Below are 26869 nucleotides of genomic sequence, written 5' to 3'. Positions count from 1 at the left end.
CGGAGCGACGGCCGATTTTGACCGTTTTTTCGCCTCAACTACCTTCTCGCCATGCTGATTTTGCCAGGTTCCAACGCCCTGTCTGCTTTTCGTACTGAACGCCTCTTAACCCAACTGCAACAAGTCGATCATGCCATCGTCGGTGTTACCGGCCGTTACCTGCATTTTGTCGACTCGGCGGCGCCGCTCGCAGAAGTCGACGTCAAGCGCCTGGATGCGCTGCTGACTTATGGTGAACCGTTCAGTGCCAAGCTGGAAGGTGACGAATTTGTCGTGATTCCGCGTTTCGGCACGATTTCGCCGTGGGCCAGCAAGGCGACCGACATCGCGCATAACTGCGGCATGGCCGGTATCCGTCGCATAGAGCGCGGCATTGTCTACGTCGTACATGTGAAATCAGGTTTGCTCGGCGGTGCGCGCCATCTGTCTGAAGAAAGCACCGTGGCGGTACAAGCGCTCCTGCACGACCGCATGACAGAAATGGTATTGCGCAGCGCCGATGAAGCGGCGGGCCTGTTCGGTGAGCTGGAAGCCAAACCTCTGGCCTTCATCGATTTGCTGCAAGGTGGCAAAGCGGCACTGGTGAATGCCAATACAGAACTCGGTCTGGCTTTGTCCGATGATGAAATCGATTACCTGCTGGCTGCATTTACGACTGCCAAGCGTAATCCGACCGACGTCGAACTGATGATGTTCGCGCAAGCCAATAGCGAACACTGCCGTCATAAAATCTTTAATGCTGACTGGACCATAGACGGCGTCAAACAGGATAAATCGCTGTTTGCCATGATCAAGAATACGCATCAACTGGCGCCGCGCGGCACCGTGGTGGCGTACAGCGATAACTCGTCCGTCATCGAAGGCGCGACCGTCACCCGTTTTTATCCACGCGGCGCTGCTGCCGGTAATGTGTACGAAGCTTCGCAAGAGTTGACGCACATCCTGATGAAGGTAGAGACGCATAACCATCCGACCGCGATCTCGCCATTCCCGGGCGCATCGACTGGTGCCGGCGGTGAAATCCGTGACGAAGGTGCAACCGGTCGCGGCGCCAAGCCGAAAGCAGGCCTGAGCGGCTTTACCGTGTCCAACCTGATGTTGCCGGACGGCGTGCAGGCTTGGGAAAACAGCCAGGACGTGACCAAACCGGTCACTGACACTGCGCCTGCTTACGGCAAGCCGGACCGCATTGCTTCACCGCTGGAAATCATGGTCGATGGTCCTATCGGTGCTGCTGCTTTCAACAATGAATTCGGTCGTCCTAACCTGGGCGGTTACTTCCGTACCTACGAACAAAACGTCGCCGGCACAGTGAACGGCTATCACAAGCCGATCATGATCGCCGGTGGTATCGGCAGCATCTCGGCCAAACACACCAAGAAGCACGACTTGCCAGTCGGCAGCCTGCTGATCCAGCTCGGTGGTCCGGGCATGCGTATCGGCATGGGCGGCAGTGCCGCATCGTCGATGGCAACCGGTACCAATACTGCTGATCTGGATTTCGATTCGGTACAGCGTGGCAATCCTGAAATGGAACGTCGTGCGCAGGAAGTCATCAATGCGTGCTGGGCGATGCAGGACGACAATCCTATTCTCTCCATCCATGACGTGGGTGCAGGCGGCTTGTCGAATGCGTTCCCGGAAATCACCAACGATGCCAAACGCGGCGCGATCTTTGATCTGCGCAAAGTACCGCTGGAAGAAAGCGGTATGGCACCGAAGGAGATCTGGAGTAATGAATCGCAGGAACGTTATGTGCTGGCGATTGCACCGGAAAGCCTGCCGCAATTCACCTACCTGTGTGAACGCGAGCGCTGCCTGTTTGCCGTCGTCGGTACCGCGACTGAAGAACGTCAGTTGAAAGTGATCGATCCGGAGCACGACAATAACCCGGTCGATATGCCGATGGATGTATTGCTCGGCAAACCGCCCAAAATGCATCGTGATGTCAGCCATGTACAGCAAGACTTGCCAGCGATAGACGTCACCGGCATCGACTTGCTGGAAGCATCGGTACGCGTGCTGCGCTTGCCAACAGTTGCCGACAAATCGTTCCTGATCACCATCGGTGACCGTACTGTGGGCGGCACTACCGTGCGCGACCAGATGGTAGGTCCATGGCAGGTGCCGGTTGCCGATTGCGCAGTCACCACCATGAGCTTTGAAGGCTACCTGGGTGAAGCGATGGCGATGGGTGAGCGTACCCCGCTGGCAGTCATCAATGCAGCGGCATCCGGCCGTATGGCTGTCGGCGAGGCGCTGACCAATATTGCCGCCGCACCTATCGCTGATATCTCCGACATTAAACTGTCCGCCAACTGGATGGCTGCTTGCGGTCAACCGGGACAGGACGCTGCCTTGTTTGATACGGTCAAAGCGGTCGGCATGGAATTGTGCCCGGCACTTGGCATCAGCATCCCGGTCGGCAAGGACTCCTTGTCCATGCGTACGACATGGAAAGATGAAGGGGCAGACAAGGCAGTCGTATCGCCGGTTTCGCTGATCGTCTCAGCCTTCTCGCCGGTATATGACGTACGTAAATCGTTAACGCCGCAATTGCGCACCGATGCAGGTGACACCGTGCTGATCGCTATCGATCTGGGCCGAGGCAAAAACCGCCTGGGTGCATCGGCGTTTGCACAAGTCATGCAGCAAATCGGTAATGAAACGCCGGACGTCGATAGCGCAGAAGACCTGAAAGGTTTCTTCAACGCGATCCAGCGCCTGAACAAGGAAGACAAACTGCTGGCCTACCATGATCGTTCCGACGGCGGCCTGTTCACGACATTGTGTGAAATGGCATTTGCCGGTCACAGTGGTTTGTCGGTGAACCTCGACATCCTGACATTGGAAGGCGAGCATGCCAGCGACGGCGGTGATGCGAAAAACTGGACGACTCAGGTGGCGGAACGTCGCAATGATCTGACTCTGCGCGCGCTGTTCAATGAAGAACTGGGTGCCGTGATTCAGGTACGTGCCGAGCAAAAATCGGAAGTCATGAATGTACTGCGTGAATACAATCTGGGCGCATGCAGCCACATTATCGGCAAACCGAACGAAAACGACATGATCGAATTCACGCGCGATGCCAAGGCTATCTACAGCCAGTCGCGCATCGATCTGCATCGTTTCTGGAGCGAAACCAGCTGGCGCATCGCCCGTCTGCGTGACAATCCGGATTGTGCAGATGCTGAATATGATCGCATCCTCGACAAGCTGGATCCGGGTATCACACCTAAGCTGAGTTTCGATCCGCAGGAAGACATCGCCGCACCGTACATCGCAACCGGTGTACGCCCGCACGTGGCCATCCTGCGTGAGCAGGGCGTCAACTCGCATATCGAAACCGCTTACGTCATGCACAAAGCCGGCTTCACCGCAGTCGACGTCCACATGAGCGACCTGATCAGCGGCCGCGCACACTTGAGCGACTTCAAGGGCGTGATCGCAGTCGGCGGTTTCTCCTACGGTGACGTACTGGGTGCGGGCGAGGGCTGGGCGAAAACCATACTGTTCAACAATCAGTTGGCGGAACAGTTCGCGACCTTCTTCAGCCGTCAGGATACGTTTGCACTGGGTATCTGTAACGGTTGCCAGATGATGAGCAATCTGAAATCCATCATCCCGGGCGCACAGGCATGGCCGAAATTCACCCGTAACAAGGCTGAACAATTCCAGGCGCGTTTCACTATGGTTGAAGTAGCGGATTCGCCGTCTATATTCTTCAATGACATGGCGGGTACGCAAACTGCGATTGCGGTGGCGCACGGTGAAGGGTTTGCTGACTTCTCGTTGACTGGCGATATCAATGAAGCGCTGGTAGCGATGCGCTTCATTGATAACAAAGGTCGTGCGACAGAAGGCTATCCATACAATCCTAATGGTTCGCCGGAAGGCATCACGTCGGTGACGACGCCTGATGGTCGCTTCACGGTCATGATGCCGCATGCGGAGCGTGTGTTCCGTAGCGTGCAGCAGAGTTGGCATCCTGAGTCTTGGGGCGAGGATTCGCCTTGGATGCGTATGTTCCGTAATGCGCGGAAGTGGGTGGGGTAATCGAGGTGTAGTTGGGTTTGTGCTTTTGGCACAGGCCCGTATTGAAAATGCCGCTTGGTTTTTATCAAGCGGCATTTTTTATTGGTGGGTTACGTTTAGTTGTTGCTGATGGAGTTTCCACTCCGTGGAGGCTTGGTTTGCCGGGGGTGGCCCGGCAACGTACTTCACCACGAAGAGCAAACCGAATCAGCACCTTCAACACGCAAGCCAAGCAAACAATAAAAAACGCCCCGATCTCTCGAGGCGTTTTCATCAAACCAAACAATTTTACTTCTTGCGATCCGGCGACAACACACTAGGCAAAGCCTTAGGCAAGGTATCCGGATAATCGCGGCTGTAGTGCAAACCACGGCTTTCACGGCGTGACAGTGCGCTGTTGACGATCAGCGATGCTACTTCCACCAGGTTACGCAGTTCCAGCAGATCCGATGTGATGCGGAAGTTGGCGTAGTACTCGTCGATTTCTTCCTTCAGCAAACGGATACGATGTTGCGCACGTTCCAGACGTTTGGTGGTGCGTACGATGCCGACGTAGTTCCACATAAAGCGACGCAGTTCATCCCAGTTGTTGGCGATGATGACTTCTTCATCCGCATCGGTAACGCGGCTTTCATCCCAGGCTGGCAGGGCGCTGAGTTTTTGCTGTGGTTGCTGGTCGATGTATTTCGCTGTCGCGCGACCCAGTACCAGGCATTCGAGCAGAGAGTTGCTGGCCAGGCGGTTGGCGCCGTGCAGGCCGGTGTAGGTGGCTTCGCCGACAGCGTACAGGCCAGGCAGGTCGGTGCGACCGGAGAGGTCGGTGATGATGCCGCCGCAGGTGTAGTGCGCCGCAGGCACGACCGGTATCGGTTGCTTGGTCATGTCTATGCCCAGCTCCAGGCAGCGCGCCATGATGGTCGGGAAGTGCTCCTTCAGGAATTCCGGCGATTTATCACTGATGTCGAGGTCGACGTAGTCCAGACCGCGTTTTTTCATCTCGGCATCGATGGCACGCGCCACGATGTCGCGTGGCGCCAGCTCTGCGCGTTCGTCATGCGCAGGCATAAAGCGCTTGCCGCCGTCGCGCCCGGCGCTGGCTGGCAGTTTGAGTACACCGCCTTCGCCGCGCACCGCTTCCGTGATCAGGAAGGATTTGGCGTACGGGTGATACAGACAGGTCGGGTGGAACTGGATGAATTCCATATTGGCGATACGGCAGCCGGCACGCCATGCCATTGCGATGCCGTCGCCGGTCGCAGTGTCAGGGTTGGTGGTGTAGAGGTAGACCTTGCCGGCACCGCCGGTGGCCAGCACGGTGTGCTCGGCGGCGATGGTGATGACCTTGCCGCTTTTCACGTCCTGTACATACAAGCCGAGGCAGCGTGGACCGTTTTTCTTTTGGTCCAGCTTGTCGGAGGTGATGACGTCGATCGCGTAGTGATGTTCGAGCAGTGTGATGTTCGGATGCGCACGTACTTTTTGTTCCAGCGTGACCTGCACGGCGTGGCCGGTGGCGTCTGCTGCGTGGATGATGCGGCGCTGGCCGTGGCCGCCTTCGCGGGTCAGGTGGAAACCGAGTTCTGCGGTCGGATCAGGTGTAAACGGGACGCCTTGCGCGATCAGCCATTCGATGGCTTCACGGCCGTGCTCGACGATGAAACGGGTGGCCGCTTCATCGCACAGGCCACCGCCGGCTACCAGGGTGTCGGCTACGTGTTCGTCTACGCTGTCATTCGAGTCAAGTACGGCGGCGATGCCGCCCTGAGCCCAACTGCTGGCACCATCCAGTAATGCACGTTTGGAAATGACCGCAACCTTACGGGTTTCGGCGAGGTGGAGGGCGACGGAAAGACCTGCCAGCCCACTGCCGACAATCGCGACATCAAATTTCATAGATATTCTTAGTAAAAATAAGTTTGCCCATGAATATATTCGATTTGGCTAAATGTCGTGCATTTAGTGCGCCAAACGCGGATTGTCCCGGGCGAATGTGAGGAAGATGTTAAAAATGCGAGCCTGACCTTATGGGCGGCTATGGTGCGTAACGGTTTTCGCTATGTTACCGCAATGTGACCGAACGTAAATAGCGTAAATACGCTTGTTTACTAAGGTCTGGCTATGCGGAGGGGACAAAAACAGGCGGAATTATTTGTCTTGTACAGATGAATCTTTTTCCATCCAGATTGCCTAAAAGAGGTCTAGCATGGCATTTTTCTAGGCATTCAAAGGCAGATATTGAGGATGTGCCTGTCAGCGACGGACATAGGCTCAATCGGTGTGTTCAACTTTAATGAAAAGAACAAAATGAAAAAGCCGCCTCTTTATAAATCCCTGTATGCACAAGTTATCGTCGCCATCATTATTGGTGTTCTGCTAGGACACTTCCTGCCGGAGACGGGTACTGCGATGAAGCCTTTGGGTGATGGTTTCATCAAGCTGATCAAGATGATTATCGCGCCCGTTATTTTCTGTACTGTGGTGATTGGTATCGCGGGTATGGAAGACATGAAGAAGGTTGGTAAGACCGGCGGCCTGGCGCTGCTGTATTTCGAGATCATGAGTACGGTTGCCTTGCTGGTCGGCTTGATCATTGTTAACGTTTTGCAACCTGGTGCCGGCATGAATGTCGATGTCAGCACGCTCGATACCGCCAGCCTTGCGTCCTACACCGCACCCGGCAAGCTGGAAACGGTGACCGAGTTTGCGATGCATATCATCCCGATGAGCATGATAGATGCATTCGCCAAAGGCGATGTGCTGCAGGTTTTGCTGGTGTCGGTGCTGTTTGGTTTCGCTTTGCAAAAGTTGGGTGGACGCGGCACGCTGGTGTTTGATTTCATTGAAAAAATCTCGCACGTATTGTTCACCATCGTTGGTTTCATCATGCGCGCTGCACCTGTCGGCGCCTTCGGTGCGATGGCCTTCACGATCGGTAAGTACGGCATCAGTTCGCTGCTGTCGCTGGGCAAGCTGATGGGGGCTTTTTATCTGACGTGTCTGTTCTTTATTTTCGTGGTGCTGGGCATAGTCACACGGCTGCATGGTTTCAGCATCTGGAAGTTCGTTAAGTACATCAAGGAAGAATTGCTGATTGTGCTCGGTACTTCTTCGTCTGAATCGGTGCTGCCGCGCATGATCGCCAAGATGGAAAACATGGGCGCGAAGAAATCCGTGGTCGGCCTGGTGATTCCTACCGGTTATTCCTTCAATCTGGACGGCACGGCGATTTACCTGACGATGGCTGCCGTGTTTATCGCACAGGCAACCAATACGCCTATGAGTCTGATGCAGCAAGTGACCTTGCTTGCGGTTTTGCTGCTGACCTCGAAGGGCGCAGCAGGGATTACCGGGAGCGGCTTTATCGTGCTCGCCGCCACCTTGTCGGCAGTCGGCCACGTGCCGGTTGCCGGGCTGGCGCTGATCCTGGGGATCGATCGCTTCATGTCTGAAGCACGTGCGCTGACCAATACCATCGGTAATGGCGTGGCGACCTTAGTGGTGGCGAAATGGGTAGGTGATCTGAATATGGATAAGCTGCATGCGGAGTTGAATAATGAAAGTGCGCAAGCCGCTGATGAACCTGAAAAAATCCTCGATCAGACTAATACCAAATTAGGTGCCTGACCTTTATCGCGTACTACCCGTTTAGACCAGAACCAGCGGGTAACGATGTGATGCACAAATCAGGGCTTCCGCTTCCTGTGCCGTCAATGGCGCAGAGAACAGGAAGCCCTGTCCCAGATTGCAGCCCATTTTCTTCAGTTCGTGTATCTGCTCAAAGGTTTCCACGCCTTCAGCAGTTGTTTGCAGGTTCAGTGTGTGCGCCAGCGCCATCATGAGACGCATGATTTCCATATCGCTTTGATTGTTGCCTATGCTGCGCACAAAGGCTTTGTCTATCTTGAGGATATCGATAGGCAATTTCTGCAGATAGGCGAGCGAAGAATAACCAGTACCAAAATCGTCCAGCGCCAGACGTACGCCGAGCTTTTTCAGCATGGCCAGGTTTTCCATTGTCTGCAAGGGATTCGCCATCGCCGAGGTCTCGGTCAGTTCCAGCTCTACCATCTGCGGAATCACGCCGCTGCTGTCGAGGATGTCGCGCACCTGGCTGAAGAAGGATGCTTGCAAGAGCTGGCGCATCGAGACGTTGATGGCCATCGTGATATTGCCCATTTCCGGGTACTGCTTTTGCCACGCTGCCAGCTGCTTGCATGCCTGTTCCATCGCCCACATGCCGATGGCAACGACCATGCCTGAGGTCTCGGCGATCGGTATGAATTCATTCGGTGAAATCATGCCGTATTCAGGGCTGTTCCAGCGCAGCAGCAATTCAAAACCCTGCACGCTGCCATCGGCCAGCACAACTTTCGGCTGGTAAGCCACCGATAATTCATTGCGTTCCAGTGCAAAGCGCAGCGCTACTTCCATGCGTGCATGTTTGGTGGTTTTGCTTTGCAGCGCGGCGTCGTAAATCTCGGTGCGGTTGCGGCCACGTTCCTTGGCCTGATACATGGCAGCGTCGGCATCACGTATCAGATCAGTCGGACTTTGGTGGCTGGCGTTGAGTTGCGCAATGCCGATACTGGTCTGTATTTTAACGACCACATTGTCGAAGATCAGTCGTTCAGATACGGCGGCCATCACTGCATTTGCCTTGATGGTGGCTTCTGTCAGTGAAGAATTGGTGAGGATGACAAATTCATTACCGCCAAAGCGTGCGATGAAGTCGTCGGCCGGGAGGATTGCGGTGATGCGTTTGCTAATTTCAACCAGACACTGGTCGCCGAAGTCGTGACCGTGCGTGTCATTTACGCTTTTGAAGAAGTCCAGATCGCAAAACAGCATGGTCAGGCTGGAGAGTCGCTGACGACTGTTTTCCATCGCCGTGCTGAGGGTATTCACCAGGAAGCGACGATTCGGCAGGTCGGTCAGCATATCGTGCATGGCCTGGTATTCGATCTGCAACTCAGTCTGCTTGCGTTTGGTGATGTCGCGCGTGACGCCCAGCACACCTATGGTCTGGCCGCGTAGATCCGGTAACGGGTATTTACTGGTGTGGAACCAGCGATCCATATCCTGACGCCAGAAGCCGCGTACTTCCATATCTTGTATAGGCACACCGGTTTGCATGATCTGCAGGTCTTGCCGCTGGATTTCATCGGCGATTTCCTGCGGACTCAGTTCATCGCCGGGATGGGCCATCTTCTCGCATAGCTCGTGCGCAGTTTTGCCGCGCAATTCGCTTTCGCTATTAAAGCCAAAGCGTTTCTGGAAACTTTGATTGCTGATGGTGAAGCGGCCTTCGTTGTCCTTGGCGTAAATCATCGAAGGATTGAGGTCGAGCACGGCACGCAGCAGGGCGGTTTCTTCCTGCAGCTTGTGTTCCGCTTCCTTGCGCAGCGTGATGTCTTCTATGCTGAAGACCAGGCCATTGATGGCGGCATCGTGCAGCATGTTATAGCCGCGTGTTTCCAGCCAGATCCAGTGACCATCCTTGTGACGTGTGCGATGACGTGAAAAAACCGTGCTGTGTGGTGTGTCGCGCAATTCGCGCAGTTTTTCCTTATGCTGCGCTTCATCATCGCTGTGCAATACCGGCTTCATCGCGGTACGGATGATTTCATCGATGCTATAGCCGATGACTTCCTGCAATGCAGGATTGGCGAATTTGATCTTGTAGTGCGCGTCGGTGATGATGAAGATATGACGCGTTACCCGCGCGATGGCGTTGAAGCGGCGTTCGTTGGTATGCGCCTGATTCAGCGTGACGCGATTCAGGTTCAGGGTTTTGGCCAGCACTACGGAAAGCCAGCCTATGCAGGCCGTGGCAAAGAAGTCAGGCAGCAAGTCTATCGTTTCCGCACCGAGTTGCTCACCGAGGAAGTAACCAAGTATTGCGAGTATCCCGATTGCAATGACAGCGCTGCGTGCGCGCAGCACCAGCGGGAAGATGCCGGCGACGGCGATGAGCCAGGGCATGGGGTGATAGCTGGCAAGCACGACGATGACGCAACTTGCCAACGCCATTTCGCACAAATAAGTGGCTTCCTTGAAAACGCGTGTACGTAACCAGAAATAACGTACGAAAGAAGCCAGCAGCAAGCCTGTCAGTACGAGTATTGCGCCGAGGCCGACGGGCGCCAGGCTGAGCTCGCTGTCATAGATCAGTACGACAACATTAAACAGGAGTGCCGCATACAGTAGCAGGGAGACGGTGCGAAAAATATCACGACCGGCAAAAAATTCTATGCCACTGATGTGCGGCGTCTTCATTAGCTGGATGTCACCGGATTAACCTTCGCGGCAGCAGCTTTGGCATTCTTGCGTGCAGTCTCGACATCGGCAGCGCTGGCCAATGCGACCCCCATGCGGCGGCGGGCGAAGGATTCCGGTTTGCCGAACAGACGGATATCGGTGCCGGGGATGTGCAAGGCATCTGCCACGCCTTCGAAGGACACCACTTTACCGTCGTGGCGACCATAGATGACGGCGGAAGCGGCCGGTGTTTTCAGTGCGACATTCACAGGCAGGCCAAGGATGGCTTTGGCGTGCAATTCAAATTCGCTTTGTTCCTGGCTGGCCATGGTGACCATGCCGGTGTCATGCGGACGCGGGCTGACTTCGGAGAACCAGACCATATCATCCTTGACGAAGAGTTCAACGCCGAACAGGCCGAGGCCACCCAGATTGTCGGTCACGCGTTTTGCAATTTCATGTGCTTTTTGCAGCGCGCCCGGATGCATGCGTTGCGGCTGCCATGATTCAACATAATCGCCATTCACCTGCACGTGACCTATCGGTTCGCAGAAGTGCGTGTGAACTGCACCGTCGGCTCCGAGTGCGCGTACCGTCAGCAAAGTGATTTCGTATTCAAAGTCGATAAAGCCTTCAACGATGACGCGACCGGAATCAACACGGCCACCAGCGGCTGCGCAATCCCAGGCGGCTTCGATATCAGCGCTGCTGTTGAGCTTGGACTGGCCCTTGCCGGACGAAGACATGACAGGTTTGACGACGCATGGATAGCCGATTTCGGCGCATCCCGCCTGCAGTTCTTTCAGGCTGTCGGCAAAGCGATAAGGCGAGGTGGCGCAACCGAGTTCTTCGGCTGCCAGGCGACGTATGCCTTCGCGATCCATCGTCAGCCATGCCGCGCGCGCGGTCGGGATGACACGTACGGTACCGGCATTTTCCAGTTCGACCAGTTTGGCGGTGGCGATCGCTTCGATTTCGGGCACGATCAAATCAGGCTTTTCCTGGTTGATCAATTCAGCCAGCGCGACTCCGTCCGTCATATCGATGACGTAAGCACGATGCGCAACCTGATGGCCAGGAGCGTTGCTGTAACGATCGACAGCGATGACTTCAATGCCAAGCCGTTGCAATGCAATGATGACTTCTTTGCCGAGCTCGCCGGAGCCAAGCAACATGACCTTGGTTGCGGTTGCAGACAAAGGGGTGCCGATACGATGGATGGTATTGCTTGTAGTCATGAAGGGGATGATAGAAATGATGCATTCTCGGGCAGGTGAGAACGCGATTATTGACTTACAGACAATAGCAAATCTTGTCTGCTTTGGACAGCGCAAATTATAGGATGGTTGCGCATTTCCAGAGGGAAATTATTGAAAAAATACCCGGTGGAAATAAAAGCGGAAATAAAAAAGCTGCCAGGGTGACTGGCAGCTTTTTATGCAAGACAGATGTCTATGCGTGACGATGATTAGTCGTTGGCATAAATATCATTGTCTTTGGTTTCCCGGACAAACAGCATACCGATTACGAAGGTAATCAGCGCGATGATGATCGGGTACCAGAGGCCGTAGTAAATATCGCCCTTGAATGCGACCAGAGCAAATGCTGTGGTTGGCAACAAGCCACCGAACCAGCCGTTACCGATATGGTAAGGCAGGGACATCGATGTGTAGCGGATACGGGTTGGGAACATTTCAACCAGCATGGCAGCGATAGGACCGTACACCATCGTGACGTAGAGCACGAGGATGAACAGCAGCAACAGTGTCATACCATAGTTGATTTGGTTCGGATCGGCTTTGGTTGGGTAACCGTGGGCCTTGATGGCATCGCCCAGCTCTTTCGAGAAGGCTTTGTCTTTTGCAGTTGCTTCTTCTTTCGACAGGCCTTTGGCATCGTAGGATGTCAACAGTGTGTCGCCGACTTTAACCGTTGCAACCGTACCTGCTGGTGCTGCTTCGTTCGAGTATGCAACGGAAGCGGCAGCCAGTTTAGCTTTCACGATGTCGCAAGACGAGGTGAATTTTTTGGTGCCGGTCGGGTTGAACTGGAATTGGCAGGTAGCAGGATCAGCGATCACGACCACTGGCGAATTTTTCAGTGCTGCTTCCAATGCCGGATTGGCATAGTGGGTCAGCGCGCCAAAGATCGGGAAGTAGGTCAGTGCTGCGATCAGACAGCCCGCCATGATGATAGGTTTGCGGCCGATTTTATCGGACAGCACACCGAAGATCACGAAGAACGGAGTTGCCAGCAACAGTGAAGCTGCGATCAGGATGTTGGCGGTCGGACCGTCAACTTTCAGCGTTTGCGTCAGGAAGAAGAGCGCATAGAACTGACCTGTGTACCAGACCACTGCCTGACCTGCGGTCAGACCGACCAGTGCCAGGATAACGATCTTCAGGTTGCCCCATTTTGCAAACGCTTCAGTCAGCGGAGCTTTCGAAGCTTTACCTTCCGATTTCATTTTCAGGAAGGCAGGCGACTCAGACATCGACAAGCGGATCCAGACCGAGATACCCAGCAGGAAAACCGAGACCAGGAACGGAATGCGCCAGCCCCAATCAGCAAATGCTTCTTCGCCCATCGCGGTACGTGTACCCAGAATCACCAGCAAGGACATGAACAGACCCATGGTTGCGGTGGTTTGAATCCACGACGTGAATGAGCCGCGTTTACCGTGCGGTGCATGTTCGGCAACATAAGTTGCCGCGCCGCCGTACTCACCACCCAGAGCCAGACCTTGCAAAATACGCAGGATGATCAGGATGATAGGAGCAGCGATGCCGATGGATGCATAGTTCGGCAGCAGGCCGACGACAAATGTCGACGTACCCATAATCACGATGGTGACCAGGAAGGTATATTTACGACCGATCATGTCGCCGAGTCGGCCAAACACGATAGCGCCGAAAGGACGAACAATGAAACCGGCAGCGAAGGCGAGCAAGGCGAAAATAAATGCCGTGTTCGGATCGGTACCAGCAAAGAACTGCTTCGCGATAATCGCAGCTAGTGAGCCGTATAGATAAAAGTCATACCATTCAAATACGGTACCCAGCGAAGAAGCGAAAATAACTTTCCGCTCCTCCGGCGTGATACCGCGATCAGTTGTGGATACTGTCGCCATGTTCGTCTCCTTAATAATTATTGATATTCGACGCACGAGTGGATTCGTACATCGGGTACGCAAATGCAGTGTGCGACGGGAAACTTACGTGGGACTTGCGTGAAACTTACGTAACGCTTACATGCTTGAATTGCAACAAATTAGTAAATTTATGGCTGTAAGCGAGCTCGCTCAGCCTTCGTAGCAGCGCTAATTCAGGGGTAAATACGGTTGCAGGCTTGCTAAAGCCAGGGATGGCTTAAAATGACGCCATTTTGTAACGAAAAGCAGCAATGAATAATCTTTCCACTCTGTCTACCCAGCCCGTCATTCCCTTCCTGCAGGAACTTGGTGTTGAAATTGTCGATTTTGGCGGCGGCGAAGGCCGGATCGCCCTGACCCTGGAAGCGCGCCATCTGAATGGCTGGCACGTCGCGCATGGCGGCGTTGTCATGACCATGCTGGACAATGTGATGTCGCTGGCAGGTCGCTCACTGGAGCCAGGCATACGCGGCGGCGTCACGATAGAAATGAAAACCAGCTTTATGCAGCCAGGTGGCGTTGAAGGCGACCGCATGCTGGCTAAAGGCAAAGTGCTACACGCATCTGCCAGCATTTACTTTTGCGAAGGCGAACTGTGGAATGCGGACAAGCTGGTAGCGAAAGCCAGCGGTACATTCAAATTCATCCGCCGTACCGATGTCGCCAAAAAATTGCAGCAAGCCTGAGCGCTGCACACACCTTAACCGAAAGCAGGCATGAAACAATTCAAGGACAGGGTAGCGGTCATTACCGGTGCCGCCAGCGGCTTTGGTCGAGAGTTTGCATATGTTGCCTCGCAACTGGGCATGAAGCTGGTGCTGGCCGATGTGCAGCGGGATGCGCTGGCTGCACTGGAAGCAGAGTTAAGCGGGCAGGGCGTAGCGGTGCTGGCAGTGCATTGCGATGTGAGCAATGCGGAGCAGGTACAGGCGCTGGCTGATGCGACGATGGCGCGCTTTGCTGCGGTCCATCTCGTATTCAATAACGCTGGTGTCGGTGCCGGTGGTCTGATCTGGGAAAACTCGGCCAGCGACTGGGACTGGGTGCTGGGGGTTAACCTGTTTGGCGTGATTCATGGTGTGCGCATTTTTACGCCACTGATGCTGGCATGCGCGAAAGACGATCCTGATTACGAAGGGCATATCGTCAATACCGCTTCGGTTGCCGGTTTACAGAATGCGCCGACCATGGGCATTTATAACGTATCCAAGCATGCGGTCGTATCGGTGACGGAAACGCTGTATCAGGATTTGCAATTGATAGAAGCGCCTATCGGTACTTCCTTGTTGTGTCCATACTTTGTGCCGACCGGCATCCATCAGTCGGAACGCAATCGTCCGGCAGAAATGCAGAACGATGCAGCACCGACTACCAGCCAGCGTGCAGCGCAGGCGTTCTCGGAAAAAGCAGTGGTGTCAGGGAAGATTACAGCTGCGCAGGTCGCGCAACTGACGTTTGATGCGATACGCGAAGAGCGTTTTTATATTTATTCGGATCTGGCGCCTCTGGCCAGCGTGCGCAAGCGTATGGAAGATCTGGTGCAGCAGCGCAATCCTTACGATCCGTACGAAGAAGTACCGCATATCAAGCAATTGCTGCAGGCTAAGCTGAAGCGCTGATGCAAACTTCGCTGCTGCCTGTTCAGGCAGCAGCTGTCAACGCATGGCCAGTGTCGGTCTTTCTATCAGCACAGGTTGCGTGCCACCATTCAGTTTGACCAGCGTGGAAACACGCGTGCCATAGTCTGGCGATTCGATGCAGACCGCCGACAACAAACGTTCGCGCTCTATGCTGACGCCGGTTTTCGGCAGACGGCAATCCGAGGCGCATGTGGTATCGGTCAACATCTCAAAGTAAGCATCTTCCGGTGCGCCCTGGCATAGCAGGCTGGCAAATTGTGCCTTGGTGCGTACGACCTTCGGCCACGCGCAATCGAGCAGCGAGTTGGACAAACCATAGATGCCGGGGCCCAATGATTTGCCGTTGCGCTCATCGCCGTCGCCGCGATTCGAGTACCAGACCAGTTGCTTGCTGTCGCCTATCAGCAGATTGAAGCCGTTGTAATCCTGTTGCGCGGTTTTGAGTTCGGCGACGTATTCATCCGGACTCATGCTGCCGGCCAGAAAATTGGTCACCAGTGCACCACGCGACGGTGCATCGTCGCGCATCTCGGACGGTGCGCGGATATTCGTCAATGCGGCAAAGCGTCCTTCGCGGCTTACGCCTATCCAGGTACCGCCGCCTTGCAAATCGCGACCTGCGTAGATCTGCGGATAGTCTTCCCACCAGTCTGCCGGTTTGGCCGGACGGTCGTAGAACTCATCGCGATTACCGGCGGCGATCAGGGGCATGTCCGGTATCACATGCCATGCAAAGACGATTAAGCACATAAAGATAAATCCAAAAAATGTTCCGTATGGCGTTTGCCATCTATCAAGGCCGCTAACTGGCTGGCTTGCACCGCCTGCTCCAGTTCCGCTGCAAATTCTTCGGCCACATCCAGATAGACCTCCATCCAGGTATGCATGCCATCCTGTGCTTCCGGGCGTCGCTTGAGCGCAGTCTGTATGCCGTGCAGCCGGGCGAGATTATCTTGCATAGTCAAAACTTTTGCACGCAAGTCTGTCGCATCGGCTACTGCCACCCGATAGTAGATGTAAAGATCCATCGCCTATTGTCCGTGATTTGTCTGGAGTCTGCTGATGACGCTCAGGCTGCCGGGTCGGTCAGCGGATAAGGCAGCGGCTGGAAGGACAGCAGCGGACCGCTGACGCTACCCAGATGCACGGCGCTATCGGTGGCTGCCAGCTTGATCTCGACCAGACAGTCGGTAAGGTGAGCGCTGGAGCGTTCGGCATTGACCACCATGCCGCAGGGCTGATCCGGATCGTCGGCGGAAAAGATTTCTGTACCTGGCGCGACTTCGGTTGCTGCGACGCTGGCGTGCAGCATGCGACGTTTGAGTTTGCCCAGGTATTGGCTGCGGGCGACGATTTCCTGGCCCGGATAACAACCTTTCTTGAAGTTGACGCCGCCTAATAATTCAAAATTGATCATTTGCGGTACGAATTGCTCCTGCGTGGCAGCGGTGATGTGCGGCACGCCGCCATCGATTTCGGCCAGTTGCCAGGCATCAGCGCCGCTGGCTTGCAGGATTTCGGTCAGATGCGGCCAGGCTTCGATGGCCTGCTCAACTGTGGTGATCCATTGATAGCGCGGGACTTCGAAAGCATTCGAATGACGGATGACGGTGCCGGCTTCATTGTCGACCTTGCCATAGATGGCGACAGGCAGCGTCGGGAACCATGGCATCAGGGCGCTGGCGGCGGCCGGGCCGGCTATGCCCAGCATGACGTATTCTTCGCTGACATCGGCCAGTTTGGCCTTGGCGCGCAAGACAAACATTTGCAGGCGCTTCTGGATCGCTGCCTGCAGTTCGCGCGGCAGTTGCAGCATGATGCGATCCGCAGTCTGCCAGATCAGGAAACTGGCCAGCAGGCGACCTTTCGGGGAGCAATAACCGGCCAGCCGTGCTTCCTTGCTGCCCAGGTGCTCAACATCGTTGGTCAGTTGATTGTGCAGGAAGTGGGCTGCATCGTCACCGCTGGCGGCAATCAGGCCGAGATGGGTGAGCGGGGTGATAAAGTTGGTTTTAGCGGTTTCGCCCGGTGTTTCTGAACCGAAAGACACGACGCGGGGTACAGCGTCGGCACTGATTTTTGCGCCTTGTTCAGCCAGAAAATTAAGCCATGTAGTCATAAATTCAATCAATAAATTGGAGCGTAAGGTGGTTCAGCGATTATCATTAGGGTCTGATTATAGTGGCGTGGGAAAAACGCGTCCGATTGTGTTGGATTTCACTGAGACCTAGTTTTGAAAAAATTATTCAGACGCATCATCCTGCTGGGCATCATCCTCGGCGCATCTTTCATGTTTTGGGCAGAACAAGCAATCCTCCCGGCGGAACAAACCTCCGGCGTCGAGTTCACCATCGCTGCCGGCAGCGGTCTCAAAAGCAGCATGCAGCAAATCGAAGCAGCCGGCGTCCCGGTCAATCCATTGCTCATGATCGCGCTGGCGCAGATTACCGGGAATAGCACCAAGCTCAAGGCTGGTACCTATGAATTGAAACCTGGTACCACGCCGACCGGCCTGATCAAGCAGATAGTGCGCGGCGAGTTTGTACAGGAAGCGCTGACCGTCATAGAAGGCTGGAGTTTCCGCCAGATGCGCCAAGCGATAGACAAACATCCTGGCCTCAAGCACGATACCGCAGGTTTGTCGGACCGGGACCTGATGGCAAAAATCTCCACAGATTTCACACTGCCGGAAGGTTTGTTTTATCCGGATACCTATCTGTTCGCCAAAAATTCCAGCGATCTGCAAATCTACAAGCAGGCGCATAACCTGATGCTCAAGCGTCTGAATGAAGCATGGCTGGCGCGCAGTCAGAATTTGCCGTATGCATCGGCTTACGAAGCACTGATCATGGCTTCCATCGTCGAAAAGGAAACCGGCAAGAAATCCGAACGCGACATGATCGCGGGCGTGTTCGTCAATCGTCTGCGTCAGGGCATGTTGCTGCAAACAGATCCGACCGTGATCTATGGCATGGGGGAAGACTTCAAGGGCAATATCCGCAAACGTGATTTGCAGACCGACACCCCGCACAATACGTATACTCGCCTGGGTTTGCCGCCTACACCTATCGCCTTGCCGGGAGCTGAATCGCTGCATGCGGCGATGAATCCGGCAAAAACCGATGCCTTGTATTTTGTCGCGCGCGGGGATGGCAGCAGCCAGTTTTCCGCGACCCTGGATGACCACAATAATGCGGTCAACAAATACCAGCGCGGCAGATAATTCATCCTATACATAATGACGGTTCGCTTATGACGACAGGGAAATTCATCACATTTGAAGGCATAGACGGGGCCGGCAAGTCCACCCACTTGTCCTTCGTCGCCGAATTGCTGCGCGCGCGTAACAAGACAGTAGTTGTCACCCGTGAACCGGGTGGCACCAGCCTGGGTGAGCAGCTGCGCGAAATCCTGCTGCACGAAAAAATGCATCTGGAAACCGAAGCCTTGCTGATGTTTGCCGCACGCCGCGAACACATCGCACAAGTGATCGCACCCGCACTGGAACGCGGTGACTGGGTGATCTCGGATCGTTTTACCGATGCCACCTTTGCTTATCAGGGCGGTGGTCGCAAGCTGGAGCGCGCCAAACTGGATGCGCTGGAGCAGTGGGTACATCCGCATTTGCAACCTGATTTGACGCTGCTGTTCGATGTGCCGCTGGATGTCGCGCGTGCACGTCTGGATGCGACCCGTACGCTGGATAAATTCGAACAGGAAAAAGCGGACTTCTTCGCTGCCACGCGCGCTGAATACCTGCGTCGCGCCAGCGAATTCCCGCAACGCTTCCACGTCATCGATTCGACCCAGGCCATTCCGACTATCCAGCAACAGTTGCGTGCCATCGTAGCGGGGATAGACGCTTGAGTACGACGCTCTATCCGTGGCAGCAGGCATCCTGGCAGCAGTTGCAACAGCTGCGTGAGCGCCTGCCGCATGCGATCCTGTTTCATGGTGCTGAAGGCATAGGCAAGACTGCTTTTGCCGAAGCCTTTGCGCAATCCTTGCTGTGCGAAACGCCGACGGCGGATGGCCATGCCTGCGGCAGCTGTATTGCCTGCGGCTGGTTCACGCAATACAGCCATCCCGATTATCGGCGCGTGCGTCCTGAAATTCTGGATGACGGTGACGCGGCCGAAGGTGAGGATGGCGAAGCGGCTGATACCAAAAAAGCCAAGGCGACCAAAGCCCCATCCAAAGAAATTAAGATCGACCAGATCCGTGCGCTGGGCGACTTCATGAATATTTCCACGCACCGCTCCGGCATGCGCGTGATCGTGCTGTATCCGGCAGAGGTATTGAATACCGCAGCCGCTAATTCCTTGCTGAAAATGCTGGAAGAGCCGCCGCCGCAAACCATGTTCCTGCTGGTCAGCAATAGCCTGGACAGGTTGCTGCCGACCATACTGTCGCGCTGTCGTAAATTTGCGCTGGCGATGCCGGGCCGGGATGAGGCCTTGCAATGGCTGAAGTCGCAGCAAGTCAGCGAGGCCGATGGCTGGCTGGCCGAGCAGGGCGGTGCGCCGCTGGCTGCATTTGAAGCGTCGCAAGCCGGTACCCGTGAAACCATGGACGACTTCCTGCGGCAACTGGCGCAGCCGGGTGTTGATAACGCGTTGAAGGCGGCAGACCGCTTGCAAAAGACACCAGTGCCGGAATTAGTCGCGTGGTTGCAACGCTGGTTGTATGACGTGCTTTCCGTCAAACTTTCCGGCACAATCCGTTACTATCCACGCTACAAAAAAGAGTTGGGTGCATTGGCGCAAAGAGTCGAGACTGCAGCCCTGCTGCAGGAGATCAAGGCCGTCAATGACAGGCGCGCGATCGCCGAGCATCCTTTGGCACCCAAGCTCTTTATCGAAGATATGTTGCTGGAATATTCGACGATTTTCTCTTGAAAGGTTAGAGATGGCAGATAACTCGCTGGCTACAGGAAGCCCGGTCGTCGGCAGGCCGTCGGTGCTGTCCTTGCCGATCAAGGAAAAATCCGCGCTTTACGCGGCCTATATTCCATTCCTTGCGAATGGCGGTATCTTTGTGCCGTCGACCAAGTCGTACAAGATAGGCGATGAAATCTATCTGATCCTGACCTTGCTGGATGATCCGACCAAATATCCTATCGCCGGCAAGATCGCCTGGATTACCCCGGCTGGTGCGAATAACAACAAGGCGCAGGGCATAGGCGTGCAATTCTCGGCTGATGAAAGCGGCCAGCGCATCAAGCAACGTATAGAAGAATTGCTGGGTGCCGCGCTCGGTTCTTCGCGCGCCACGCATACGCTGTAATTCACCCCCTGTCATTTGCCGGAGCAAGGTTCTCAATCTATGCCGTTGCCGTATCGCCTTGCCACCCTTGACGATTTGCCCGCCATCGTCGCCATCTACAACAGCACCATTCCATCGCGTCAGGTGACAGCTGATATCGAACCGGTCACGGTCGTATCACGGCATGCCTGGTTCCTCGAACACACACCGGACCAGCGTCCGATCTGGGTGATGGAAGAACAGGGTCGCATCCTCGGCTGGCTGTCTTATTCCAACTTCCACGCACGTGCCGCTTATGCGGCGACGGTCGAACTGTCGATTTACCTGCACGAAGATGCACGCGGCAAGGGGCTGGGCGCTTATCTGCTGCAGGAAGCGATGGCGTATGCGCCCAAGCTGGGCATACATACGCTGGTCGGGCTGATTTTTGGACATAACCTGCCCAGCCTTAAATTGTTTGAACGTCATGGCTTTGAGCGTTGGGCGAATATGCCACGCGTGGCCACGCTGGATGGTGTCGAGCGCGATCTGGTCATTGTCGGTAAACGGATCGCCTGACCCTGCTTCCCGGCAGCAAGTGTTCCGGGTCGAGAGCGTGGATGCAGTAAAGCCGCCGGACGCGTACAATTCGGCCTATGTTTATCGATTCCCACTGCCATATTAATTTCCCCGAACTTGCTGCGCGCATGCCTGAAATCCTCGGCAAAATGGCCGAGAATAAAGTCAGCCATGCCCTCTGCGTGTCGGTCGACCTGCCTGATTTTCCCAGCGTGCTGGAACTGGCAGAACGCTATCCGCATATCTACGCTTCGGTCGGCGTGCATCCTGACTACGAAGATACGCCTGAACCATCGGTCGAAGACCTGATTCGTTTATCCGAGCACCCTAAGATCGTCGCCATCGGCGAGACCGGGCTCGACTACTACCGTCTCGAAGGCGACCTCGAATGGCAGCGTGAACGTTTCCGTCGTCATATCCGTGCCTCGCGTGCGACCGGCAAGCCGTTAATCATCCATACCCGCGCTGCCTCGGAAGACACGATACGCATCATGCGCGAAGAGGGTGCAGGCACCGATGCCGGTGGTGCGGCTGGCGTCATGCATTGCTTTACCGAATCGCTGGAAGTCGCACGTGCTGCGATGGAGATGGGCTTTTATATTTCGTTCTCCGGCATAGTCACCTTCAAGAGCGCCAAGGATTTGCAGGCAGTCGCGCGTGAAGTGCCGCTGGAGCAAATGCTGATCGAAACCGATTCGCCGTATCTGGCACCGGTACCATTTCGTGGCAAGGTGAATGAGCCTGCTCTGGTACGTCATGTGGGTGAATACCTGGCGACGCTGAAAGACGTGCCACTGGAACAGCTGGCAAAACAGACCAGCGATAATTTTTTCAATCTCTTCAAGATCGCACGCTAATCGTATGCCGGATACCAGAATGCAAGCTGCTGAATGTTTGCCTATGCGCAGGCTGACCCTGGCCGTGTTGCTGAGTGCTGCTGCCTTGTCCGTATGTCCGCCGCTGGCGCGTGCCGGTGCGTATGAAGATTACTTCCGCGCAGTGTCGCTGGATGATGCGCAGACGGTGACGGCTTTGCTGAAACGCGGCTTTGATCCGAACACGATAGAGGGTGCACGCGGCGATAGTGGTTTGATTCTGGCCATGCGTGAAGGCTCGATGAAGGTATTCCCGGTGCTGCTGAATGCGCGTGGCATAGACCTTGAGCAGCAGGCTCGCAATGGTGACACTGCTTTAATGATCGCCGCCTTCAAGGCGAATATGCCGGCGGTGCAGGCTTTGCTGGCAAAGGGCGCCGCCGTGAATAAAAGTGGCTGGACGGCGCTGCATTACGCTGCGGCGTGCGGCGATAGCGAGATCGTGAGAGTACTGGTCAAGCAAGGGGCGGAACTGGATGCACGCTCACCGAATAACACCACGCCCATGATGATGGCAGCGCGCGGTGGCTTTATCTATTCAGTGAAGGTTTTGTCGGATGCCGGTGCCGATGCCAGCATCAAGAATGATGTCGGTATGAGTGCGATTGATTTCGCGCGTGAGAATGGCAGCACCGATATTGTTGATGGCCTGACCTATCGCCTGAAAAAGGCTGGCAAGCTGTAATTCGTATCGCTCAAATCAGGACATGAGGGGGCTGGAAAAACGCGCCTTCAGGTCGACACAAATCTGTTCCACTTCTTCGTCTGACAAACTCAGTATCTCGCACGCCTGCTGGCCGCCTTCCTGCCATTCCACCGAGATGGCATGGCGGTGTTCCTGTATCGCTTTATCTACCAGATAGAAGACCGCGATTAGTTGCCTCAGCTTTTCTGAAAAGGTCAGGTCGTTGAGGATGCTGTGCGTATGGTGTTTCTTGATCGCCAGCACGACGATGGGATCCACGCTCCAGTGCTCGGCCAGCATGCCGCCGACGACCGCGTGATTGATGCGGTGGCACTGGTTTTCCAGTTCGATGAAACCGCTGGCTTCCATTTTATTGGCGGCGTTCAGTGTTTCTGCATAGTTCGGGAATGACGCCATCATCAGCGGTATGCCGATGTCGGAAAACAGGCCGAAGTTATACGCCAGTTCCGGTGTGCTGACCCGCGTCAGTTTGGCCACGTACATCATGCCCCACGAGCGCTTTTCCGACACATCCCAGAAGCGCGGCATCATCATCTTGCCGTGCGACAGCGTGCGTCGCATCATCAGGCTGGTCATCAGTGCATTGCAGTTGTTGAGGCCGATCAGTGTGAGGGCATCTTCGACCGTTTCTATATGGCGTCCCAGATTGAACATGGCCGAGTTGGCGATGCCCAGCAGGTTGCCTGAAATGGCGACATCACGATTGATGAGGCGTGCGATTTTTTTGAGGTGTGGCTCTTCCTTGTTCATCTCGTGCTGGACGGCGATGAGCAGGGCCGGGCGCGGCGGAATGTTAACCGGACGGGCGAGTTCAGTCGTCGAAGCTGAAGTTCCCGGTGATTTATCCACGATTTCCCTCCTGACGTAGCTAAGCTGCGGCGCTGTTATTTCCCGCTATTGGTTCTTATTAAGGCGAGCGCGCAAAGTGATTACTTATATGCAAGATAGCATAGACGAATTGTGCCCGTTTGCATCATTTCTCATAAGCAAAATGACAAATGTTTGCAATGAATTTGATAAATATGGGGAAATACCGGGATGAAAATTTCCATGTGGAAATTTTCCATGCCCCGCGCAGAGAAACGCGGGGCAGGAGGGGCTTAAATCAAACCTTCAAACAGGATGACGTTGACCAGATCACCGGCTTTGACTTCGGCGCGATCATGTTCTAGTACGACCATGCAGTTTGCTTCCGACATGGAACGCAGCACACCCGAACCCTGGGAGCCGGTAATGCGCACTTCCTGTACGCCATCGCTATTGACGCTGAGGATGCCGCGCTGATATTCGGTACGGCCCGGACGCTTGCGGATCGCGGCTTTGGAGATGACGCGCAACATAGGTGGCGCTTCTACGGCCGACGCGCCTGCCATGTGCAGCAGCGCCTGGCGTGCCAGGAAATAGAACGTCACCATCACGGCGACCGGATTACCCGGCAGGCCGAACAGATAAGCCTCCTTGCCGTGCGACTGGATCTTGCCGAAGGCCATAGGACGGCCCGGGCGCATGCCTATCTTCCAGAAGGTGACGTCGCCCAGTTCCGCCATCATTTGCTTGGTGTAGTCGGCTGCACCGACCGAAACCCCACCGGAGGTGATGATGGCGTCGGCGTTTTCACAAGCGGTGCGGAAGGCGGCTTCCAGCGCGGCCGGATCATCCTTGATGACGCCCATATCGACGATGTCGCAACCGAGGCGGGTCAGCATGCCGTGCAAGGTGTAGCGATTGCTGTCGTAGACGCAGCCTTCATCCAGCGTTTCGCCGATGGAGCGCAACTCATCACCGGTCGAGAAAAAAGCGACGCGCAAGCGGCGTTGTACCGGCACTTCGCCGATGCCGAGTGAAGCCAGCAAGCCGAGATCGGCCGGGCGCAGGATGCGACCTTTTTGCAGGGCAGGTGTGCCGATAGCGAGATCTTCACCTTTCAGGCGACGGTTGTCACCAGTACGCACTACACCTGCCGGGATGATGACGCTTAGTTCGTTTTCGTCGCGCGTAAATTCCTGCGGGATGACGGTATCGCATTCAACCGGCATGACCGCGCCGGTCATGATGCGTACGCATTCACCACTGCCTACGCTACCTTCATAAGCGCGACCGGCATAAGCGGTGCCGATGATTTTCAGTGGCAGATCCTGTTCCTTCTGCAGGTCGCTGCCGCGGAAGGCATAACCATCCATTGCCGAGTTGTCATGCGAAGGTACGTTGATAGGGGACACGATATCTGCTGCCAGCACGCGATCCAGTGCGCTGCGTATCGCCACTTTTTCTACCGCATTGATAGGCTGTATGAACTGGCGAATGATGGTTTGTGCGTCCGGCACCGGCAAGGCATCAGGATCGTAATCCGACAGGCAACTAATGACATTCGATAGTGTCGTGCGCTTGTTATCGGAGTCTGCTGTAGTGTCGTTCGGCATGAGTTCGTCTAGATCATTAAGTGCGGCATCGCGCAGGATGTGTGAATAGCGCAGATTCATTATGCGGTGGTCTCGTATTTACGCAAGTCATCCAGCGTATTGATATTGCGGAAGGCATCTTCATCGTCGAAGTGAACTTCGGCCACCGCCAGCGATGAATACCATTTGTCGAATTTGCGGCCGCCTTCCTGCAGGTAGAGCGTCAGATGCGGCAGCAGCGATGCCTTGACCAGGCAGAAGACAGGATGTGCCTGTTTGGTTTCGCCCGCGCCAGTGACGGCAACTGCAATGTCTGCATTGTTTTGTTCCAGGCCTTCAGCCAGTCGCTCGACCAGATCCTTGGGCAGGAAAGGGGAGTCGCACGGTGCAGTGACCAGATAGTCGGTTTCGCAATGGATCAGTCCGGTTTGCAAGCCAGCCAGTGGCCCGGCAAAACCTTGCATTTCGTCCTGCCAGACTGGTACGCCGAACGCTTCATACGGCGCAATATTCTGATTGGCGTTGATCATGATGTAACCGACTTGCGGTGACAGGCGCATCAGCACATGCAAGGCCATAGGCGCATCACGGAACAGCTGCAAACCCTTGTCGACGGTACCCATACGAGTCCCGCGTCCACCTGCCAGTATGAGTCCGGTAATTTGACTGCTATCCATTTTCTTGTCTTGATCCGATATCAGTTGTGTGGGGTGTGCTGAAGGTGGCTGACTTAGCCGCCGATGTAAGACATCTCGACCTTGCGCTCGGATTGCAAGCCGTCGGTATTGGCAGTACGCAATTCAGAATAGCGATCGGTGCGCGCGCGCCAGATATGCGCAATCGCGGTGGAGATTTCTTCATCGGTATTGCCGCCGCGCATCAGTGCGCGCAGATCGTGGCCGCCAGTCGCGAACAGGCAGGTGTAGAGCTTGCCTTCAGTTGACAGGCGTGCGCGGCTGCAATCGCTGCAGAAAGCTTGCGTCACGCTGGAGATGGCGCCGATCTCGCCGCCGCCATCCACATAGCGCCAGCGTCCGGCAGTTTCGCTGACGTAGTTAGGTGCAATCGCTTCGAGCGGCATTTCGGCATTGATACGGCGTATTACTTCCGACGAAGGGATAACTTCATCCATCTTCCAGCCGTTGGAGGCGCCGACATCCATATATTCGATGAAGCGCAGGATGTAAGGGCTGCCCTTGAAGTGGCGCGCCATGGGTACGATTTCCTGATCGTTCATGCCGCCTTTGACGACCATATTGATCTTGATCGGGCCGAGGCCGACGCGATGTGCCGCCTCTATCCCTTCCAGTACATCGGAAACGGCAAAGTCGACATCGTTCATTTGCTTGAAGACTTTATCGTCCAGTGCGTCCAGCGAAACCGTCACGCGCTTGAGTCCGGCATCTTTCAGCGCCTGTGCTTTACGCGCCAGCAGGGAACCGTTGGTGGTCAGCGTCAGGTCGAGCTCGCGGCCATCCGGTGTACGCAGCGCGCTCAGCATGGCGATCAGTTTTTCTACATTCTTGCGCAGCAGCGGTTCGCCACCGGTCAGGCGGATTTTTTCCACGCCATGGGCGACGAACAGGGAAGTGATGCGTGTGATCTCTTCAAAAGAGAGCAAAGAGCTTTGCGGCAGGAAGGCGTAATCCTTGTCGAAGACTTCCTTGGGCATGCAATAAACGCAACGGAAATTGCAGCGATCCGTGATCGAGATGCGCAAGTCGTGCAAAGGACGCGCACGGGTATCCGCCAGCAAGCCCGTCGGTGCTTCAAGGCGTGCAGGAATGACCGGTATCTTGTTCAGATATCGGAGGTCTGCGAGCGGAATGATTTTTTCAGTCATGGGGAAAGTCTTCTAAGTACGCCATTGTAAGTCGTAGACGTGGCGCGTGTCGAATCGGCATCGACTGTACTTACTGCTTCATATCACATTATTTGGCGGCTGCAACAGCATTTCTCAAGCCTGGAAGTGAAAATATGAC

General features: G+C 55.2%; 22 protein-coding genes. 11 read left to right on the top strand and 11 right to left on the bottom strand.

The genetic code is table 11. From position 1 onward, the window contains the following. Positions 1-51 precede the first annotated feature (51 nt). Positions 52-4056: a phosphoribosylformylglycinamidine synthase gene (purL, locus tag DBR37_RS01250; RefSeq protein WP_124572486.1), complete on the top strand. Its 4005-nt coding sequence runs from the start codon at positions 52-54 to the stop codon at positions 4054-4056. 267 nt (positions 4057-4323) lie between these two features. On the opposite strand, the gene nadB is transcribed toward purL, so the two are convergent. Then, positions 4324-5928 (bottom strand): L-aspartate oxidase, encoded by a 1605-nt coding sequence (gene nadB / locus DBR37_RS01245; RefSeq protein WP_124572485.1) that lies wholly within the window; start codon positions 5926-5928, stop codon positions 4324-4326. A 411-nt stretch (positions 5929-6339) separates the two neighbouring features. Between nadB and DBR37_RS01240 the strand changes: the two genes are divergently transcribed. Further along, positions 6340-7659: a dicarboxylate/amino acid:cation symporter gene (locus DBR37_RS01240; RefSeq protein WP_124572484.1), complete on the top strand. Its 1320-nt coding sequence runs from the start codon at positions 6340-6342 to the stop codon at positions 7657-7659. A 21-nt stretch (positions 7660-7680) separates the two neighbouring features. On the opposite strand, the gene DBR37_RS01235 is transcribed toward DBR37_RS01240, so the two are convergent. From DBR37_RS01235 to DBR37_RS01225, 3 genes are all read right to left on the bottom strand, one after another. Next, a complete protein-coding gene (locus tag DBR37_RS01235; protein WP_124572483.1) occupies positions 7681-10311 on the bottom strand; it encodes an EAL domain-containing protein in 2631 nt (876 codons plus the stop codon). Next, complete coding sequence (gene purT / locus DBR37_RS01230) at positions 10311-11531, bottom strand: formate-dependent phosphoribosylglycinamide formyltransferase (RefSeq protein WP_124572482.1); 1221 nt, start codon at positions 11529-11531, stop codon at positions 10311-10313. The genes DBR37_RS01235 and purT overlap by 1 nt, the downstream gene beginning before the upstream one ends. A gap of 230 nt (positions 11532-11761) precedes the next feature. Next, the gene (locus DBR37_RS01225; RefSeq protein WP_124572481.1) at positions 11762-13423 is read right to left on the bottom strand and encodes an MFS transporter; all 1662 of its coding nucleotides are present in this window, start codon (positions 13421-13423) and stop codon (positions 11762-11764) included. A 272-nt stretch (positions 13424-13695) separates the two neighbouring features. Between DBR37_RS01225 and DBR37_RS01220 the strand changes: the two genes are divergently transcribed. Together DBR37_RS01220 and DBR37_RS01215 are read left to right on the top strand one after the other, a co-directional pair. Continuing rightward, a complete protein-coding gene (locus DBR37_RS01220) occupies positions 13696-14130 on the top strand; it encodes a PaaI family thioesterase (RefSeq protein WP_124572480.1) in 435 nt (144 codons plus the stop codon). Positions 14131-14160: 30 nt separating this feature from the next. After that, a complete protein-coding gene (locus DBR37_RS01215) occupies positions 14161-15063 on the top strand; it encodes an SDR family oxidoreductase (protein WP_124572479.1) in 903 nt (300 codons plus the stop codon). A 36-nt stretch (positions 15064-15099) separates the two neighbouring features. Here DBR37_RS01215 and DBR37_RS01210 read toward each other — a convergent pair whose 3' ends face one another. The 3 genes from DBR37_RS01210 to DBR37_RS01200 are packed head-to-tail and all read right to left on the bottom strand — an operon-like array spanning position 15100 to position 17203. Next, positions 15100-15834 (bottom strand): NRDE family protein, encoded by a 735-nt coding sequence (locus DBR37_RS01210; RefSeq protein WP_124572478.1) that lies wholly within the window; start codon positions 15832-15834, stop codon positions 15100-15102. Then, positions 15825-16112 carry a DUF4936 family protein gene (locus tag DBR37_RS01205; RefSeq protein WP_124572477.1) on the bottom strand — a complete coding sequence of 96 codons (288 nt, stop codon included), beginning with the start codon at positions 16110-16112 and terminating at the stop codon, positions 15825-15827. The genes DBR37_RS01210 and DBR37_RS01205 overlap by 10 nt, the downstream gene beginning before the upstream one ends. A 41-nt stretch (positions 16113-16153) precedes the next feature. Then, on the bottom strand, positions 16154-17203 hold the full coding sequence (locus tag DBR37_RS01200; RefSeq protein ID WP_124572476.1) for a folate-binding protein YgfZ: 1050 nt from the start codon (positions 17201-17203) through the stop codon (positions 16154-16156). 114 nt (positions 17204-17317) lie between these two features. Here DBR37_RS01200 and mltG point away from each other — a divergent pair, with 114 nt between their 5' ends. The 7 genes from mltG (at position 17318) to DBR37_RS01165 (ending at position 22467) form a co-directional block, all read left to right on the top strand. Beyond that, positions 17318-18307 (top strand): endolytic transglycosylase MltG, encoded by a 990-nt coding sequence (gene mltG / locus DBR37_RS01195; protein WP_124572475.1) that lies wholly within the window; start codon positions 17318-17320, stop codon positions 18305-18307. 29 nt (positions 18308-18336) lie between these two features. Next, entirely contained in the window at positions 18337-18951 is a 615-nt protein-coding gene (tmk, locus tag DBR37_RS01190; protein WP_124572474.1) for a dTMP kinase, read from the top strand. Then, positions 18948-19982, top strand: a complete 1035-nt coding sequence (locus tag DBR37_RS01185; protein ID WP_124572473.1) for a DNA polymerase III subunit delta' — start codon at positions 18948-18950, stop codon at positions 19980-19982. Before tmk ends, DBR37_RS01185 begins: the two co-directional genes overlap by 4 nt. Positions 19983-19992: 10 nt before the next feature. Continuing rightward, positions 19993-20370: a PilZ domain-containing protein gene (locus DBR37_RS01180; protein WP_124572472.1), complete on the top strand. Its 378-nt coding sequence runs from the start codon at positions 19993-19995 to the stop codon at positions 20368-20370. A gap of 39 nt (positions 20371-20409) precedes the next feature. Next, positions 20410-20907, top strand: a complete 498-nt coding sequence (locus DBR37_RS01175) for a GNAT family N-acetyltransferase (RefSeq protein ID WP_124572471.1) — start codon at positions 20410-20412, stop codon at positions 20905-20907. A 77-nt stretch (positions 20908-20984) separates the two neighbouring features. Then, on the top strand, positions 20985-21764 hold the full coding sequence (locus DBR37_RS01170; RefSeq protein WP_124572470.1) for a TatD family hydrolase: 780 nt from the start codon (positions 20985-20987) through the stop codon (positions 21762-21764). Positions 21765-21783: 19 nt separating this feature from the next. Beyond that, positions 21784-22467: an ankyrin repeat domain-containing protein gene (locus DBR37_RS01165; protein WP_233588241.1), complete on the top strand. Its 684-nt coding sequence runs from the start codon at positions 21784-21786 to the stop codon at positions 22465-22467. 15 nt (positions 22468-22482) lie between these two features. On the opposite strand, the gene DBR37_RS01160 is transcribed toward DBR37_RS01165, so the two are convergent. The 4 genes from DBR37_RS01160 to moaA form a co-directional block, all read right to left on the bottom strand. Next, a complete protein-coding gene (locus DBR37_RS01160; protein WP_233588240.1) occupies positions 22483-23337 on the bottom strand; it encodes an HDOD domain-containing protein in 855 nt (284 codons plus the stop codon). Between the two features lie 251 nt (positions 23338-23588). Further along, positions 23589-24908: a gephyrin-like molybdotransferase Glp gene (gene glp, locus DBR37_RS01155; RefSeq protein ID WP_124572582.1), complete on the bottom strand. Its 1320-nt coding sequence runs from the start codon at positions 24906-24908 to the stop codon at positions 23589-23591. Positions 24909-24967: 59 nt separating this feature from the next. Continuing rightward, the gene (gene mobA, locus DBR37_RS01150) at positions 24968-25564 is read right to left on the bottom strand and encodes a molybdenum cofactor guanylyltransferase MobA (protein WP_124572467.1); all 597 of its coding nucleotides are present in this window, start codon (positions 25562-25564) and stop codon (positions 24968-24970) included. A 53-nt stretch (positions 25565-25617) separates the two neighbouring features. Further along, complete coding sequence (gene moaA, locus DBR37_RS01145; protein ID WP_124572466.1) at positions 25618-26730, bottom strand: GTP 3',8-cyclase MoaA; 1113 nt, start codon at positions 26728-26730, stop codon at positions 25618-25620. Positions 26731-26869: the final 139 nt, after the last annotated feature.

Source organism: Herminiimonas sp. KBW02, assembly GCF_003852535.1.
Taxonomy (GTDB): Bacteria; Pseudomonadota; Gammaproteobacteria; order Burkholderiales; family Burkholderiaceae_D; genus Oxalicibacterium.
The sequence above is the reverse complement of the archived record's forward strand: the minus strand, read 5'-3'. Positions and strand labels throughout refer to the sequence as shown.